The sequence below is a fragment of the Roseateles sp. FW301-B2 genome (genome assembly GCF_058788955.1).
This window is the reverse complement of record NZ_JBYTBE010000003.1, coordinates 35,855-51,501: the sequence shown is the minus strand read 5'-3', so window position 1 is coordinate 51,501 and position 15,647 is coordinate 35,855. Positions and strand designations below refer to the sequence as shown.

The following is a 15,647-nucleotide window of genomic DNA, read 5'->3' as shown; positions in this document are numbered from 1 at the left end:
GGCGACCCGGCAGATCAAGGCGCCTTCCAGTCCCCCGACTTCCCACCCTGCTTCTCCAGCACCCGCACGCCATCGATCACCATGCCGCGGTCGGCGGCCTTGCACATGTCGTAGATGGTCAGCAGGCCGATCTGCACGGCGGTCAGCGCTTCCATTTCAACCCCGGTGCGACCCAGCGTCTCCACCTGCGCGCTGCAGTGCACGGCATGCCGGGCGGCATCGATCTCGAACTCCACCGCCACACGCGTGATCGGCAGCGGGTGGCACAGCGGGATCAGGTCGGCGGTGCGCTTGGCGGCCTGGATCGCGGCAATGCGCGCCACGCCCAGCACATCGCCCTTCTTGGCGGTGCCTGCGGTGATCAGGGCCAGGGTGGCAGGCAGCATGCGTATCAGGCCGGTGGCGCGCGCGACGCGGTGCGTCACGTCCTTAGCGCCGACATCAACCATATGGGCCTGGCCTTGGGCATCGAAATGGGTCAGCGGTGATGGGGAGCTCATGGCGCGCAGCAATAAAGCAGAAACCTGTGGCCGCTCATCATAGTTGTGGCAGAGTCGTCAGCGACGCTGCCGCACTTGCCCCAGGAGAACTTCGACCGTGTCCCGATTCTTGCGAGCCTTGCAATCGCCGCCGCCGCGCCGCCTCATCGCGCTGGTGGCCGCGCTGGTGGTGTCGTCCAGCCTGAACACCCCGGCGATCGCGCAGGTCAACCTGCCGGCCCTGGGTGATTCGGTGTCGGCTGACGTGGACGTCGGCGCGGAGCGCAAGCTGGGTGATCAGGTGATGCGGCAGATCCGGCCCGATCCCGATTTCCTCGACGATCCCCTGCTGCAGGAGTATCTGGAGGCGACCTGGGCGCCGCTGGTGGCATCGGCCAAGCAGCTCGGCAATATCGGCGAGGACACGGTGGACCGCTTTGCCTGGGAGACCTTTCTGGTGCGCGATCGCAGCGTGAATGCGTTCGCGCTGCCGGGCGGCTTCGTCGGCGTGCACCTGGGTCTGATTGCGATGACGGGCGCGCGCGACGAGCTCGCCTCGGTGCTGGCGCATGAACTCTCGCACGTGACGCAGCGCCATATCGCGCGCCGCATCGTGGGGGATTCGCGGACCAGCCTGCTGGCCACTGCCGGCATCCTGCTGGGCGTGCTGGCCGCGGCCAAGTCCGGCAATGTCGGCGCCGCGAATGCGGCCATCGTGGGTGGCCAGGCCGCCGCAGCGCAGTTGCAACTGAATTTCTCGCGCGACATGGAGCGCGAGGCCGACCGCGTCGGCTTCCAGGTCATGACCAAGGCCGGCTTCCGGCCCGCCGGCATGGCCAGCATGTTCGAGCGCATGGAGCAGGCCTACCACCTGATGGACACGGGCAGCTACCCCTATCTGCGCTCGCACCCGCTGACGAGCGAGCGCATCGGCGAGGCGCGTGCGCGCCTGGGCACGGGCGAGGTGCAGAGCCTGCCCAATGTGGCCGAGCATGCCCTGCTGGCGGCGCGTGCGCGCGTGCTGATGGACGCGCGTGCCGAGGCCTGGGCGCAGCTGCAGGCGCTGGACGCCGGAGCGCGCCAGGGCCAGGGCTTCGAGCAGCTGGCGGCGCGCTATGCCAGTGCGCTGGCCTCGATCAAGATGCGCGACTGGGCGCGCGCCGAGAGCGCGATCAAGACCGCCAACGTCCTGCTGGACATGCTGGGGCCCGATGCGCGCGCGCGCCGCTTGCTGGTCTATCTGCGCGCCGAGCTGGAAGCCGCGCGCAGCCAGCCCGTGGCCGGCCTGGCCGCGCTGGCGCCTCTGGCCGGCGAGCGCTCGCGACCCATGCTGCTGATGCGCGCGCAGCTGGCGCTGGTCGATACCCGCGAGGCGCAGCTGCGCGAGAGCAGCGAGGCGCTGCAGACCCATGTCAGCCTGCATGCGCAGGATGCCGGCGCCTGGAGCAGCCTGGGCCTGCTGTGGGACAAGCTGGGCCAGCCGCTACGCGCCGTGCGCGCCCAGGCCGAGGCCCAGGCCGCGATGGGCGATCTCAATGGCGCCATCGACCGCATGCGCTCGGGCCTGCGCCAGTCGCGTGGCCGCGAGGCCGATCAGTTCGAGGCCGCCGTGATCGATGCGCGCCTGCGCGCGCTGCTCTACGAGCGCCGCCAACTGCTGGCCGATATGTATCCGCGCGGGGCGCCGCCCGGCGCTGAGCTGCCAAATTAGTCTGCGCTGACGAACAGCCGCTCGATCACCACGTCGATGAGCATGCCGCACAGGCTGTAGATCAGCGAGCCGATCAGCGCGGCGGCGAAACCCGTCACCGCAAAGCCGTCCAGCAGCGAGGCGGCGGCCCAGAACATCAGGGCGTTGATGACGAACAGGAACAGGCCCAGGCTGAGCACGGTCACGGGCAGGGTCAGCAGCACCAGCAGCGGGCGCAGCAAGGTGTTGAGCAGGCCCAGCACCAGCGCCGCAATCATCGCCGAGCTGAAGCTCGTCACCTGCACGCCGGGGTAGAGGTGCGCCACTAGCAGCAGGGCGCCGGAGAGCAGCAGCCAACGCGTCAATGTTTTCATGCGGGCAAGCATACAGGCAGGGCCCGACCCCGGTGAGGGGCGCCACCTCAGGGCTTTGCCCTAGGTGGAAGTTCGCGCAAGTTTGATGAAAAGCAAATGCGAACGATTCGCATTTGTTGTAGCATGCCGTCCTGGCAGCCAGACAGGCTGCGCCCGCAAGCCGCCACGACCATGCCTCAAGCCTCTCTCGCGCCCTACGGACCGATGTCCCTGCAGCCGGATCAGCCGCGTGTCGAGCGTGCGCCTGCACGGGCCGTGGCCGCTGCCTTGCCGGCGCTGCCCATGCTGACGCCGCTGCGCTACGAGCCGCAGGCCGAGCGCGGCACGCGCCTCGCCGGTGTGGTGGTGCTGGCCCTGCATCTGCTGGGCATCTGGGCCATCATGCATATCGCGCCCATGCGTGAAGCGGTGCACAAGCTGGCGCCGCTGGTGGTCAGCATCGTCAGCGCACCCCAGCGCACCGAGCCGCCCAAACCCCTGCCCCTGCCGCCGCCTCCGCAGGCGCGCTTGCAGCAGCTGGAGCCGGCCACGCTGATTCCGGTGTTCCAGGTGAACGCGGCCGCAGCGCCCAGCGCTGCTGCAACCCAGGCCGCGCCGCCGACGCCCGCCGCCACGTCGCAGCCCAGCGAGCCCGTCAGCGCCGTGGCGGTGCAGCCGCTCCAGCCGCCCGCGCCCAAGCAGATCGCCGCCAGTGCCGTGCGCTACCTGGTGGCGCCGCCGGTCGAGGTGCCGATGCTGTCGCGCCGCGCCGGCGAGAGCGGTGTGGTGCTGCTGCGCGTGCTGGTCGACGCCCAGGGCCTGCCCAAGCAGATCCTGCTGCACAAGTCCTCGGGCTTTGCGCGCCTCGACGAACAGGCGCTGGCCGCGATGCGGCAGGCGCGCTTCAAGCCCCAGACGGAGAACGGCCAGGCAATCGAATGGTTCGTGATCGCGCCCCTGTCCTACGAACTGGAGCGCTGAGCCCGCCGCGCAAGACCTGACCCTTCTCTTCCATTCAATTCAATCCCGCTAGCCATGCCGGCGGCGCCTCTGGAGGCCGCCTGGGCAAAGCCATGCCCCAACTCCAGGAGCTCTCTCTCATGACTTCATCCCGCAAGAAAAAAACCACCTCCGGCGCCAAGCTGCTGCCGCTGGGCGCCCTGGCCGCCGGCTTCGGCCTGGCCGGCACGGCCTGGGCCCAGCAACTGCCGCCTGCCAGCGACGAGGCGGTCGACAACGTGCTGCCGGTGGTGCGCGCCAAGGCCGCGGCCGAGAAGAGCGGCAAGGATGGCTATCAGGCCGTCGAGACGCGCATCGGCAAGGGCAAGCAGGAACTGCGCGACATCCCCCAATCGATCACCGTGGTGACCGAGAAGCTGATGGATGACCGCAACCTCGACACCATGAAGGAGGCGCTGAAGAACACCGCCGGCATCACCTTCCAGGCGGCCGAGGGCGGCGAGGAGGACATCCGCCTGCGCGGCTTCCCGCTGCAGGCCACCGGCGACGTGTTCGTCGACGGCATGCGCGATCCCGCCTTCTACGAGCGCGACACCTTCTTCCTCGATCGGCTCGAGCTGCTGCGCGGCTCGGCCTCGATGCTGTTCGGCCGCGGCTCGACCGGCGGCGCGGTGAACCAGGTCACCAAGCTCCCGCGCCTGATCGACGAGCATCAGCTCGATGTCACGGTGTCGAGCCACGCGGGCGTGCGTGCGGTGGGCGATTTCAATGTCCGACTGGGCGAGAGCGCCGCGGCGCGCATCGGCACCATGCTGACCCGCTCCGACAACAACGGCGCCGGCTCATCGATCAACAAGGCCGGCGTGGCCGGCAGCCTGCGCTGGGGCATCGGCGAGGTGGACGAGTTCAACCTCGCGCTTTACCACTTGGTGAACAACAACGGCATGAACTACGGCATGCCCTGGATCAAGCCCACGCCCACCGCGCCGGCTGCCAGCACCACGCTGATGCCGGTGTCGCCCGATGCCTATTACGGCATGGCCAGCGACCGCAACGATGGCAGCGCCACCCATGCGACGCTGACGCACACCCACCGCTTCGGCACCCAGCTCGAGCTCGTCACCAAGATCCGCCAGGCCGACTACACGCGCGACCAGCGCGCCGGCACGGTGCGCTTTGCACCGGCGGCGCTGCAGCCGGGCGGCATCGCCGCGTCGCTGGCCACCTTCGGCCCCGACACCGTGCTCGTGCGCGGCACGCAGCTGAAGATCCAGGACATGCAGAGCCTGCAGGCGCAAAGCGACCTGGCCGGCAAGATCAGCGCCCTGGGTGTCAGGCATGAGTTCCAGGCCGGCGCCGACATGTCGCTGGAGAAGAAGCAGGTCTACGGTGCGCTCACCGCCGCGCAGGGTGGGGTGGTGCCCATCAAGCCGAGCACCACGGTGGGTCGCCCGGACGATGGCGCCGCCATCGACGAGAGCCGGCGCAGCCTGCGCCGCACCAGCGAATACCGCTCGCGCGCCTTCGGCGTGTATGCGCAGGACCTGATCCAGGTGGCGCCGCAATGGAAGCTGCTGGCCGGTCTGCGCTACGACAGCCTGCGCGGCGACTACGACAGCTTTGCCATCCCGAACAATGCCAGCGCGCCGGTCAGCACCAGCAGCTACCGCATGAAGATCTCGGAATGGAGCAAGCGCCTGGGCCTGCTGTTCCAGCCTAACGAGCTGATGTCCTTCCACGCCTCGGCGGCCACCTCCTTCAACACCTCGGGCGATGCCTACTCGCTGGGCGCCGACAACCAGAACCTGCCGCCCGAGCAATCCATCAACCTCGAGCTCGGCGCCAAGATCGATTCGGCCGATGGCAAGCTGAGTTCGCGCTTCGCGCTGTTCCGCTCCACCAAGCTGCACGAGCGCAACACCGATCCGCTCGTCAATCTGGTCACGCTGTCGGGCAAGCGCCATGCCGCCGGCGTGGAGATGGACTTCAGCGGCCGCCTCACGGCCGACTGGGAGATCTTCCTTTCCTATATGTGGATGCCGGTGGCCAAGATCGACATCAGCTCGGCCGGCAGCGGCGAGATGCAGGGCGACCGCCCCTCGCTGACGCCGCAGCACACCGGCACGCTCTGGACCACCTACCAGCTCAGCCCCAAGCTGCGCGTCGGCGCCGGCCTGAATGGGCGCAGCGGCCAGCAGCCCAACCGCAACCCCGGCTTCTACGCGCCCAAGTTCATCACCGCCGACCTGATGGCCGAGTACGCGCTGATCGCCAACAAGCTGCTGTTCAAGGCGAACGTGAGCAATGTGGCCGACAAGCTCTATGCCGACTCGCTCTACACCGGCCACTATGTGCCGGGCGCCGGCCGCATGTTCCAGCTCACCGGCAGCTACAAGTTCTAGGAGTCCGCCATGTTGATCCGCATTCCCGAGGTACTGGACGTCGAGACCCTGCGCCAATTGCGCGCCGGGCTGGAGGAGGCCGAATGGGAAAGCGGCGCGCGCACCGCGGGCAGCCAGGCCGCCCAGGTCAAGCACAACCAGCAGCTGCCGCGTGAGGCGCCCGCCACCCGGCAGCTGCAGGCCCTGTTGCTGGCCGCGCTGGAGCGCAACACGCTGTTCTTCACCGCGGCCCTGCCCAAGCGCGTGCTGCCGCCGATGTTCAACCGCTACGGCGGCGACAGCAACCACTACGGCGACCATGTGGATCAGGCGATCCGTTATGTGCCGGGCTCGGCGCAACGCGTGCGCACCGACATCTCCTGCACCGTCTTCCTCGCCGAACCCACGGACTACGAGGGCGGCGAGCTGGTGATCGCCGACACCTATGGCGAGCAGCGCGTCAAGCTGGCGGCCGGCGATGCCGTGCTCTACCCGGGCACCAGCGTGCACCGCGTCGAGCCGGTCACGCGCGGCGCCAGGCTGGCCAGCTTCTTCTGGATCGAGAGCATGGTGCGCAGCGACGAGCAGCGCCGCCTGCTCTACGAGATGGACCTGGCACTCACCGCGATGCGCAGCGAGCATGGCGAGAGCGCCGCCACGGTGCAGCTCACCGGCACGTACCACAACCTGCTGCGCATGTGGGCCGACACATGAGCCTGTCCGCGCTGCAGCCGATCCCGCCCGAGGTCGTCAACCTGGCCGACTTCGAGGCCCATGCGATGGCGTGCGTGGATGCGCAGGCCTGGGCCTATCTCAGCGGTGGCGCGGCCGACGAGCTGACGCTGCGCGCCAACCGCAGCGCCTGGGACGCCATCAAGCTGCAGCCGCGCGTGCTGCGCGCGCTCGGCGGTGGCCACACGCGCGTGCCGCTGCTGGGCCGCGAGCTGGCGCATCCCATCCTGCTCGCGCCGATCGCCTACCAGCAGCTGGTGCATGCGGACGGCGAGCTGGCGAGCGCCTACGCCGCCGCGGCGCAGGGTGCCGGCATGGTGCTGAGCGCGCAGTCCAGCGTCGACATGGGTGCGGTGGCCGCGGCCTTTGCGCAGGAGCCGCAGGCGGGGCCGCTGTGGTTCCAGCTCTACTGGCGCGACGACCGCGCGTTCATGCGCGAGCTGCTGCAGCGCATCGAGGCGGCCGGCTACCAGGCGCTGGTGCTGACGGTAGATGCACCGGTGCATGGCGCGCGCGACCGCGAGCGCCGCGCCGGCTTCCAGCTGCCGCCGCACATCCGCGCCGTCAATCTGGGCGGGGTCAAGCAGGCCTTGCAGCTGCAGGCCGGCCAGAGCGCGCTGTTCGACGGCCTGATGCCGCGTGCCGCCACCTGGGACGAGATCGACTGGCTGCGCGCGCACAGCCGGCTGCCGCTGCTGCTCAAGGGCGTGAGCCATGTGGACGATGGCCGCGAGGCGCTGCGCCGCGGCGTTGCCGGGCTGATCGTTTCCAACCACGGCGGCCGCACGCTCGACACCTTGCCGGCCAGCGCCGAACTGCTGCCGCCGCTGCGCGCGGCGCTCGGCGAGGAAGCGACGCTGCTGGTCGACGGCGGCATCCGGCGCGGCACCGACGTGCTGAAGGCGATCGCGCTGGGCGCCGATGCGGTGCTGTTGGGGCGGCCCTATATGCATGCGCTGGCGACCGCCGGCGCGCATGGCGTGGCGCACGCGCTGCGGCTTTTGCGCGATGAACTCGAGATCGCGATGGCCTTGTGCGGCTGCAAGACACTGGCCGATGCGGGCCCGCATTTGCTGTGGTCCGCGCACAAGTGATGCACGGCTGCGACACATGAGGGTTTGTTGGGTGCTATTCATCAACTCTTCGCTGCAACTTCCCCTATGAAAGCCTTCTCAATGCCAGAGGTGCGCAGTACCATTGCCTGCGCAGGGTGCTAGAGAGAAATGAAGGGTCAGACCTTCGCCCGGGGCCCGGCACATCAACCAACCTTTGATGGAGAGAATCGAAATGGCAACTGCGAAGAAGGCCGCGCCCGCTAAGAAGGCGGCACCGGCCAAGAAGGCGGCAGCTCCGGCCAAGAAGGCCGCAGCACCTGCGAAGAAGGCAGCTCCTGCAAAGAAGGCAGCGCCGGCGAAGAAGGCAGCTCCGGTCAAGAAGGCCGCTGCACCCGCCAAGAAGCGCACGCCCAATGCAGCCTTCATGAAGGCCCTGACCCCCAGCGCAGCGCTGGCAGCCATCGTTGGTGCAGCTCCTCTGCCGCGCACCGACGTGACCAAGAAGGTCTGGGAATACATCAAGAAGCACAAGCTGCAAGACGAAGTGCAGAAGCGCATCATCGTCGCCGACGCCAAGCTGAAGGAAATCTTCGGCAAGGCCAAGGCCGATATGTTCGAAATGACCAAGCTGATCAACAGCCACTTGAAGTGAGATGACGGCCCGCTAACCGCGGGCCGGACTCTGACGATCAGGCCCGCAGTTCGCGGGCCTTTTTTATGGCGCTCAGCGCGCCGCCGACATGAAGCGCTGCAGCGCGGCCTTCAGGCGCGGCACCTCGATGGGCTTGAGCCAGTAGTCGATGAAGCCGGCCGCGCGTGCCGCGCGCACCTGCTGGTCATCGTTGTCGGCCGACAGCGCCACGCAGGGCAGCGCCTGCCAGCGCGCATCGGCGCGCAGCCGCGCCAGCAAGTCCATGCCGCTCATGTCGGGCAGGTTCATGTCGATCAGCACCAGGCCGGGGCTGATCTCGTTGAGCACGCCCAAGGCCTCGGCGCCGTCTTCGGCGCACACCAGGGTCCAGTCGGGCAGCAGGCGGAACACCTCTTCCATCAGGATGATGTTGATGCGGTCGTCTTCGACGTACAGCACCTGGTGCGTGCTGGGTTGGGCGGGCGAGGGCAGGGTCATGGTGGGTTGGGCAAGCGGGCGCGCCCGCGCACGATACCAGCGATTGGCCGGCCGGCGGCAGGCCCGCATGCGGCGGCGAAAAGTGTGAACAAAGGCATGGATGGCGGCCCCCTTGCATGGGGGGGAAGACCCTAGGGTGCGCGTCACCGCTACTTACACTTGCGCCTCGTAGTCCCTCAGACCGCCGTCGCAACCCGGAAAGCCCTATGTCCCTCGTCGCTGCCCTTGCCCTTGCCGCATCCAGCGCCACCCTGCCCCACTGCTCGTGGGACCGGCCGGGCGTGAACCCCTTCATGGGCGATGTGGTGGCGGCCGTGGATCGCTACAAGGACATCCCTCAGGCCACGCGCGACAAGCTCAAGGCCCGCATGCAGGCGCGTCAGTACGACGAGATCGCCAGCATCAAGCGCGACAGCATCACCGGCAAGGCCCAGTACAGCAACGAGATCCGCGACATGCACTTCGGTGCTGGCAGCGTCTGCACGACGGTCAGCCGCGTGAAGTGGAGCGAGCAGCAGGAGGAGCGCGGCCTGGTCTATTGCGAAGATGGCCAGTGCATCATCGTGCCGACCGTGTGCCGCAACGTCAGCCGCATCAAGCGCCTGGCCGCGCGCCCGGTGGCCACGGCGCCGGCCGCCGCCACCACGGTGGCCTCGTCTGCGCGCGAGGACGAGACGCCGCTGGAATTCGATCCGCCGGCCGCCGGTGGCGACATGGGTGGCGGTGCGCAGGGCAGCTTCAACCAAGTGGCCGGTACGCCGCTGGCGCCCACCGCCTCGGGCCTCGGCCTGCCCGCCGGCAACGGCGGCACGCTGATCGTCGACGCGCGTCCCACGCCGCTGCCCCCGCCGCCGGTGCCCGGCCTGCCGCTCGGCCCCAATGGCAACGTCACCACGCCGGTGCCCGAGCCCGGCAGCTGGGCCATGCTGCTGGCCGGCCTGGCCGCGCTGGGCTTCATGGCCCGGCGCCGCCCGCTGCGCTGAGGATCAGCGCCGCGCCAGCAGGGGCTTGAGGTAACGGCCCGTGTGGCTGCCCTCATGCCCGGCCAACGCTTCGGGCGTGCCCGCCAGCAAGAGCTGACCCCCGCCCGAGCCGCCCTCGGGCCCCATGTCGATCAGCCAGTCGGCCGTCTTGATGACGTCGAGGTTGTGCTCGATCACGACGATGGTGTTGCCGGCGTCGCGCAGCTGGTGCAGCACCTTGAGAAGCAGCGCGATGTCGGCGAAGTGCAGGCCGGTGGTCGGCTCGTCGAGGATGTAGAGGGTGCGGCCGGTATCGCGCTTGGAGAGCTCCAGCGCCAGCTTGACGCGCTGCGCCTCGCCGCCCGAGAGCGTGGTGGCGCTCTGGCCCAGCTTCACATAGCCCAGGCCCACGTCCAGCAGCGTCTGCAGCTTGCGCGCCAGCGTCGGCACGGCGCTGAAGAAGGCGTAGGCGTCCTCCACCGTCAGGTCCAGCACCTGGGTGATGTTCTTGCCCTTGTAGAGCACCTCCAGGGTTTCGCGGTTGTAGCGCTTGCCATGGCAGACGTCGCAGGGCACGTAGACATCGGGCAGGAAGTGCATCTCCACCTTCAGCACGCCATCGCCCTGGCAGGCCTCGCAGCGGCCGCCGGCCACATTGAAGCTGAAGCGGCCCGGCCCGTAGCCGCGCTCGCGCGCGGTGGGCATCTCGGCAAACAGCTCGCGGATGGGCGTGAACAGACCGGTGTAGGTGGCCGGGTTGGAGCGCGGCGTGCGGCCGATCGGCGACTGGTCGACGTTGATGACCTTGTCGAAGGCCTCCATGCCCTCGATCTCGTCGTGCGCGGCCGGGTCCTGGTGGCTCTGGTAGAGCTTCTTGGCCACGGCGGCGTAGAGCGTGTCATTCACCAGCGTGCTCTTGCCCGAGCCCGAGACGCCGGTCACGCAGGTCAGCAGCCCGACCGGGAACTCGGCCGTCACGCCCTTCAGGTTGTTGCCGCGTGCGTTGACGATGCGCAGGCGCTGCTCGCCCGGCATATGGCGCTGGCCGGGCACCTCGATGCGCGCCGCGCCGCTCAGATAGCGGCCGGTGAGCGAGTCGGGATTGGCCGCCACCTCGTCCGGCGTGCCCTGGGCGATGATCTGGCCGCCATGCACGCCGGCGCCGGGCCCCAAGTCCAGCACATGGTCGGCGGCGCGGATCGCGTCCTCGTCATGCTCGACCACCAGCACCGAGTTGCCGAGGTCGCGCAGTCGCCGCAGCGTGGCGATGAGGCGGTCGTTGTCACGCTGGTGCAGGCCGATGCTGGGCTCGTCCAGCACATACATCACGCCGGTCAGGCCCGAACCGATCTGCGAGGCCAGGCGGATGCGCTGGGCCTCGCCGCCCGAGAGCGTGTCGGCGCTGCGGTCCAGGCTCAAGTAGTTGAGCCCCACGTCGTTGAGGAAGCGCAGGCGTGAGCTGATCTCGCGCACCACCTTGTCGCCGATCTCGGCCTTGGCGCCCTTGAGCTTCAGGCCTTCGAAATAGTGCAGGCATTCGCGCAGCGTGGCGTGCTCCACCTCGTAGATGGGCTTGCCCTTGAAGCCGGGCGCGGCGTCGGCCGGCTGCAGCACCACGTTGCGGGCCTCGCGGCGCAGGCGCGAGCCCTCGCAGTGCGGGCAGGGCTTGGCGGCCATATAGCGCGCCAGGTCCTCGCGCACCGCGGCCGAGTCGGTTTCCTTGTAGCGCCGCTCCAGATTCGGCAGGATGCCCTCGAAGGGGTGCGAACGCTTCACGCTGCGCTTCTTGCCGGCCGCGCTTTCGGCCTGGTAGACGAAGGCGATGTCGTCCGTGCCCGAGCCATGCAGCAGCACCTGGCGCGCGCTCTCGGGCAGCTCTTCAAAAGGCAGCTCGATGTCGAAGCCGTAATGCGCCGCCACGCTTTCCAGGAAGGAGAAGGTGTAGCCGTTGCGGCGATCCCAGCCCTTCACCGCGCCGCTGGCGAGCGAGAGGGTGGGGAAGGCCACCACGCGCTCGGCATCGAACACGGTGACCTGGCCCAGGCCCTCGCAGCTGGGGCAGGCGCCCACCGGCGAGTTGAAGGAGAACAGGCGCGGCTCCAGCTCGGGCAGCGAATAGCTGCACACCGGGCAGGAGAACTTGCTGGAGAAAATGGTCTCGGCGCCCGTGTCCATATTGAGCACCAGGGCGCGGCCCTCGGCCAGGCGCATCGCCGCCTCGAAGCTCTCGGCGAGGCGCTGGCGCAGGCTGTCGGCATTCTCGGCACGCAGCTTGATGCGGTCCACCACCACATCGATGTCGTGCTTCTCGGCCTTCTTCAGCGCCGGGATGTCGGGCGCTTCCACCGTCTGGCCATCGACGCGAAAGCGCACATAACCCTGCGCCTGCAGGTCCTGGAACAGCTCGACGAACTCGCCCTTGCGGTCGCGCACCACCGGGGCCAGCAGCATCAGCTTGCTGTCCTCGGGCATGGCCAGGGTGGCGTCCACCATCTGGCTGGGGCTGGAGGCCTCCAGCGGCAGATGGTGGTCGGGGCAGAAGGGCGTACCGGCGCGCGCATAGAGCAGGCGCAGGTAGTCGTGGATCTCGGTGACCGTGCCGACGGTGGAGCGCGGGTTGTGGCTGGTGGCCTTCTGCTCGATCGAGATGGCGGGCGAGAGGCCCTCGATCACGTCCACATCGGGCTTGTCCATCAGCTGCAGGAACTGGCGCGCATAGGCCGAGAGGCTCTCGACATAGCGGCGCTGACCCTCGGCATAGAGCGTGTCGAAGGCCAGGCTGGACTTGCCCGAGCCCGACAGCCCCGTGATCACCACCAGCTGGTTGCGCGGCAGATCGACGTCGATGTTCTTCAGATTGTGGGTGCGCGCACCCCGCACGCGGATCATCGGTGTTTCTGCGGGCAAGGGACGGTCGGGCTGGGACATGGGGCTCAAACAATGGGCGAACTCGCCATCATAGGGCGAGGGCCTCGTTTATCCCAATGGCAGCCGCACCCGGACACATAAACCGGGGGTTCCGCCCGGCCCCGGCAGCAGGGCCGAATCGCCCAGGACGATGCTGCCGCCCAGCCCCAGCACCACGCTGCGCACGATCGCCAGGCCCAGGCCGCTGCCCTGCTGGGCCTGGTCGGGCACGCGGAAGAAGCGGTCGAACACGCGCTCGCGCCAGGGCTCGGGGATGCCGGGGCCCTGGTCGTGGAATTCCAGCAGCGCCTCTTGACCCTCGCGCCGCAGCCGTATCAGCAGATGGCCGCCCGGCGGGCTGTACTTGATGGCGTTCTCGGTCAGGTTGTCCAGCATCGAGGCCAGGCCCTCGTGCTCGCCGAAGACGCGCAGGCCGGCCTCGGCCTCGCAGTCCAGCTCCAGGCCCTTGCTGCTGGCCAGCAGGTCCAGCGCGGCGAGGCGGTCCTGCAGCAACTCGTCCAAGGCCAGGCGCTGCGGCGGCTGGGCCGCGGCGTCGCTGCGCATCAGGGCCAGCAGCTGGCCCACCAGGCGGGTGGCGCGCGCCTCGCTGCGCAACATGCCCTGCAGCCAGGCCTGCGATTGCGCGTCGTCCTGGTGGCGGCCCTGCAGGGCCTCGGCATGCACGCGCATCGCCGCCAGCGGCGTGCGCAGCTCGTGCGCGGCGTCGGCGATGAAGCTGCGCTCGCGCTGCAGGCCCTGCTGCACGCGCTTGAGCAGCGCGTTCACCGCGCTCAGCATGGGGCGCAGCTCGCGATGCTGGGGGGTGAACTGCAGCGGCGAGAGATCGCCCGCGCCGCGCAGCGCAATCTCGTGGCTGACGCGCCGCCAGGGCCGCAGCGCGATGCGCACCGAGATCCAGGCCGGCAGCACCAGCAGGGGCAGGCTGATCAGCAGCGGCAGCACCAGCAGGCCCTTGGAGCTGAGCGTCAGCAGCACATTGGTGGCGCTGCCCGGCAGCATCAGCGTCACGCGCACATTGGAGCGCTGCGACTGCTTGGTAAGCGCACGCCAGCGCTGCCCCTGGCCCTCCACCCACTGCATGCCGTCGCCCGGCGGGCTGGGGATGGCGCCGGGCTCGCCCGGGCTGGCATAGACCAGCTCCGCGCCGCGCCATACCGTCATCGCCATGCGCAGCTGCGGCAGGTCGTCGGCACCGTTCTCGAGACGCTGGAACAAGTCGATCTGCTGCAGCACGCGTTGCAGCTGCTCGGGCTGGTCCTGCAGCGCTTCGGTGACGGCGATGATGGACTCGAAACGGTGGCCGCTGTCGAACACCGAGGTGTCGCGCACCGCGTCGTTGATGGCAAAGGCGATCAGGCCCAGCCAGAGCGCCAGCACCAGCACCACCTGGGCCACCACCAGGCGGCGCAGCACCGAGGGCTCGCGCATGCGCGCGAGCCAGCGCTTGAGCCTCACGACGGCTGCCTCACTTGCCGCCGGCCCTGGCGGGGGCCTGGCGGTCGATCACATAGCCCACGCCGCGCACCGTGCGTATGAAGCCCTCGCCGATCTTCTTGCGCAGATTGGACATGTGCACGTCCAGCACATTGCTCTCGGCGCTGCCGCCGGGCAGCACCTGCTCCTCCAGCAGCCGGCGCGTCAGCACGCGGTCGGCGCGCTTCATCAGCGCCACCAGCAGCGCGAATTCCGAGCGCGAGAGCTCCACCGGGTCGCCCTTCACCAGCACGCGCATGGTCTGCTCCTGCACGCAGATGCCGCGCAGCTCGAGGGTCTCGTCCTCCTGGCCGTAGCTGCGCCGCACCAGGGCGCGCACGCGCGAGATCAGTTCGGCCAGGGCGAAGGGCTTGACGAGGTAATCGTCGGCGCCGCTGTCCAGACCCAGCAGGCGCTCCTGCAGGCTGTCGCGCGCGGTGAGTATCAGCACCGGCAGGCGCAGCTTCTCGCGCTTCAGGTGGGCCAGCAGGCTGAGGCCGTCGCCATCCGGCAGCCCTAGGTCGAGCAGCACCAGATCGGCCACGCTGTTTGTCAGCGTCTGCATGGCGTCGGCCAGGCGCCGTACCCACACCACCTCCATGCCCTGTTCGGCCAGCGCCATGCGCACGCCATTGCCCAGGTCCAGATCGTCTTCCACCAGCAGCACTTTCATGCCCCGTATTGGAACGCTTCAGCCTGAGGATGGCATGAAGTCACCTTCAGCCCCTCTTCAGCAAGCCTTGAGCGCAGCTTCAGGGCCGCTGGCCACACTGCAGCATGTCCCGGTCAACACGCGGTGCCGTGACTCGCAATGAACCATTCGCCGCTGCTCTGAAGGAAGTTATTCCATGCCATCGAAGAAACAACTCGCCCTGATCTCCGCCACTGCCCTGCTGCTCGCGGCCCAGGCCGCACAAGCCGCCCCGCAGTCCGACGAGCTGGGCGCCTACGGCGGCCTGTCGGTGGGCCGCAGCAGCTTCAGCCTGCCCAGCCCCTCGGTGCCCGTCACCGGCAAGGACAGCCGCGACACCGCCTACAAGCTCTATGGCGGCTATCGCCTGAACGAGAACTTCGGCCTCGAGGCCGGCTACGCCCGCCTGGGCAGCTTCAGCGAGCAGGCCACGCTGGCCACCGGCGCGGTGACGCAGGAGGGCAAGGCCAGCAGCTTCTACGCCGCCGCCACCGCCCGCCATGCGCTCAACGAGCAGTTCTCGCTGCAGGGCCGCCTGGGCGTGGCGCGCAACAAGGTCTCCGGCACCAACCTGCTGCCCGCGGGCGACAGCCTGCAGGGCAGCAAGACCAGCCTGATGTGGGGCGTGGGTGCCGAGTACAAGCTGGCCAAGAACCTGGCGCTGACGGCCGACTACGACAACTACGGCAAGGTCTCCAGCCAGGTGAAGGCCAGCACCTTCATGCTCGGCGCGCGCCTGAGCTTCTAAGCCGACGCTCGGCGCAATCCCCCCTGGTGGTGATCTCGCGGCAGGCCAGAATGGAGCCTGCCGAAG

At 69.0% G+C, this 15,647-nt stretch carries 14 protein-coding genes; 8 read left to right on the top strand and 6 right to left on the bottom strand.

The features are described from left to right. Positions 1 to 14: 14 nt before the first annotated feature. Positions 15 to 500, bottom strand: a complete 486-nt coding sequence (gene moaC, locus AC3WQY_RS03465; protein ID WP_285234242.1) for a cyclic pyranopterin monophosphate synthase MoaC — start codon at positions 498 to 500, stop codon at positions 15 to 17. 97 nt (positions 501 to 597) lie between these two features. Between moaC and AC3WQY_RS03460 the strand changes: the two genes are divergently transcribed. Beyond that, complete coding sequence (locus AC3WQY_RS03460; RefSeq protein WP_492705829.1) at positions 598 to 2,190, top strand: M48 family metalloprotease; 1,593 nt, start codon at positions 598 to 600, stop codon at positions 2,188 to 2,190. On the opposite strand, the gene AC3WQY_RS03455 is transcribed toward AC3WQY_RS03460, so the two are convergent. Continuing rightward, positions 2,187 to 2,543, bottom strand: a complete 357-nt coding sequence (locus tag AC3WQY_RS03455) for a phage holin family protein (protein WP_285234240.1) — start codon at positions 2,541 to 2,543, stop codon at positions 2,187 to 2,189. The genes AC3WQY_RS03460 and AC3WQY_RS03455 overlap by 4 nt on opposite strands. A gap of 171 nt (positions 2,544 to 2,714) precedes the next feature. On the opposite strand from AC3WQY_RS03455, the gene AC3WQY_RS03450 reads away from it, so the two are divergent. The 5 genes from AC3WQY_RS03450 (at position 2,715) to AC3WQY_RS03430 (ending at position 8,302) form a co-directional block, all read left to right on the top strand. Next, positions 2,715 to 3,503, top strand: a complete 789-nt coding sequence (locus AC3WQY_RS03450; RefSeq protein WP_492705826.1) for an energy transducer TonB — start codon at positions 2,715 to 2,717, stop codon at positions 3,501 to 3,503. A gap of 119 nt (positions 3,504 to 3,622) precedes the next feature. Next, entirely contained in the window at positions 3,623 to 5,884 is a 2,262-nt protein-coding gene (locus AC3WQY_RS03445) for a TonB-dependent receptor (protein WP_492705822.1), read from the top strand. A gap of 9 nt (positions 5,885 to 5,893) precedes the next feature. Next, positions 5,894 to 6,577 carry a Fe2+-dependent dioxygenase gene (locus AC3WQY_RS03440; protein ID WP_492705820.1) on the top strand — a complete coding sequence of 228 codons (684 nt, stop codon included), beginning with the start codon at positions 5,894 to 5,896 and terminating at the stop codon, positions 6,575 to 6,577. Further along, on the top strand, positions 6,574 to 7,689 hold the full coding sequence (locus tag AC3WQY_RS03435; RefSeq protein WP_492705817.1) for an alpha-hydroxy acid oxidase: 1,116 nt from the start codon (positions 6,574 to 6,576) through the stop codon (positions 7,687 to 7,689). Before AC3WQY_RS03440 ends, AC3WQY_RS03435 begins: the two co-directional genes overlap by 4 nt. Before the next feature lie 193 nt (positions 7,690 to 7,882). Next, positions 7,883 to 8,302 (top strand): SWIB/MDM2 domain-containing protein, encoded by a 420-nt coding sequence (locus AC3WQY_RS03430; RefSeq protein ID WP_285234235.1) that lies wholly within the window; start codon positions 7,883 to 7,885, stop codon positions 8,300 to 8,302. Between the two features lie 72 nt (positions 8,303 to 8,374). Here the strand turns inward: AC3WQY_RS03430 and AC3WQY_RS03425 are convergent, their stop codons facing one another. Further along, a complete protein-coding gene (locus AC3WQY_RS03425; RefSeq protein WP_285234234.1) occupies positions 8,375 to 8,779 on the bottom strand; it encodes a response regulator in 405 nt (134 codons plus the stop codon). 206 nt (positions 8,780 to 8,985) lie between these two features. On the opposite strand from AC3WQY_RS03425, the gene AC3WQY_RS03420 reads away from it, so the two are divergent. Next, positions 8,986 to 9,762 carry an MHFG family PEP-CTERM protein gene (locus AC3WQY_RS03420; protein WP_492705814.1) on the top strand — a complete coding sequence of 259 codons (777 nt, stop codon included), beginning with the start codon at positions 8,986 to 8,988 and terminating at the stop codon, positions 9,760 to 9,762. Between the two features lie 3 nt (positions 9,763 to 9,765). Here AC3WQY_RS03420 and uvrA read toward each other — a convergent pair whose 3' ends face one another. Genes uvrA through AC3WQY_RS03405 form a run of 3 tightly spaced genes read right to left on the bottom strand, consistent with a single transcriptional unit; the run spans position 9,766 to position 14,815 of the window. Further along, a complete protein-coding gene (gene uvrA / locus AC3WQY_RS03415) occupies positions 9,766 to 12,669 on the bottom strand; it encodes an excinuclease ABC subunit UvrA (protein ID WP_492705811.1) in 2,904 nt (967 codons plus the stop codon). A 48-nt stretch (positions 12,670 to 12,717) separates the two neighbouring features. Continuing rightward, a complete protein-coding gene (locus AC3WQY_RS03410) occupies positions 12,718 to 14,124 on the bottom strand; it encodes a sensor histidine kinase (RefSeq protein WP_492705809.1) in 1,407 nt (468 codons plus the stop codon). A 10-nt stretch (positions 14,125 to 14,134) separates the two neighbouring features. Next, positions 14,135 to 14,815: a response regulator gene (locus AC3WQY_RS03405; protein WP_492705807.1), complete on the bottom strand. Its 681-nt coding sequence runs from the start codon at positions 14,813 to 14,815 to the stop codon at positions 14,135 to 14,137. Positions 14,816 to 14,990: 175 nt separating this feature from the next. On the opposite strand from AC3WQY_RS03405, the gene AC3WQY_RS03400 reads away from it, so the two are divergent. Continuing rightward, complete coding sequence (locus AC3WQY_RS03400; protein ID WP_285234229.1) at positions 14,991 to 15,581, top strand: porin family protein; 591 nt, start codon at positions 14,991 to 14,993, stop codon at positions 15,579 to 15,581. Positions 15,582 to 15,647 lie beyond the last annotated feature (66 nt).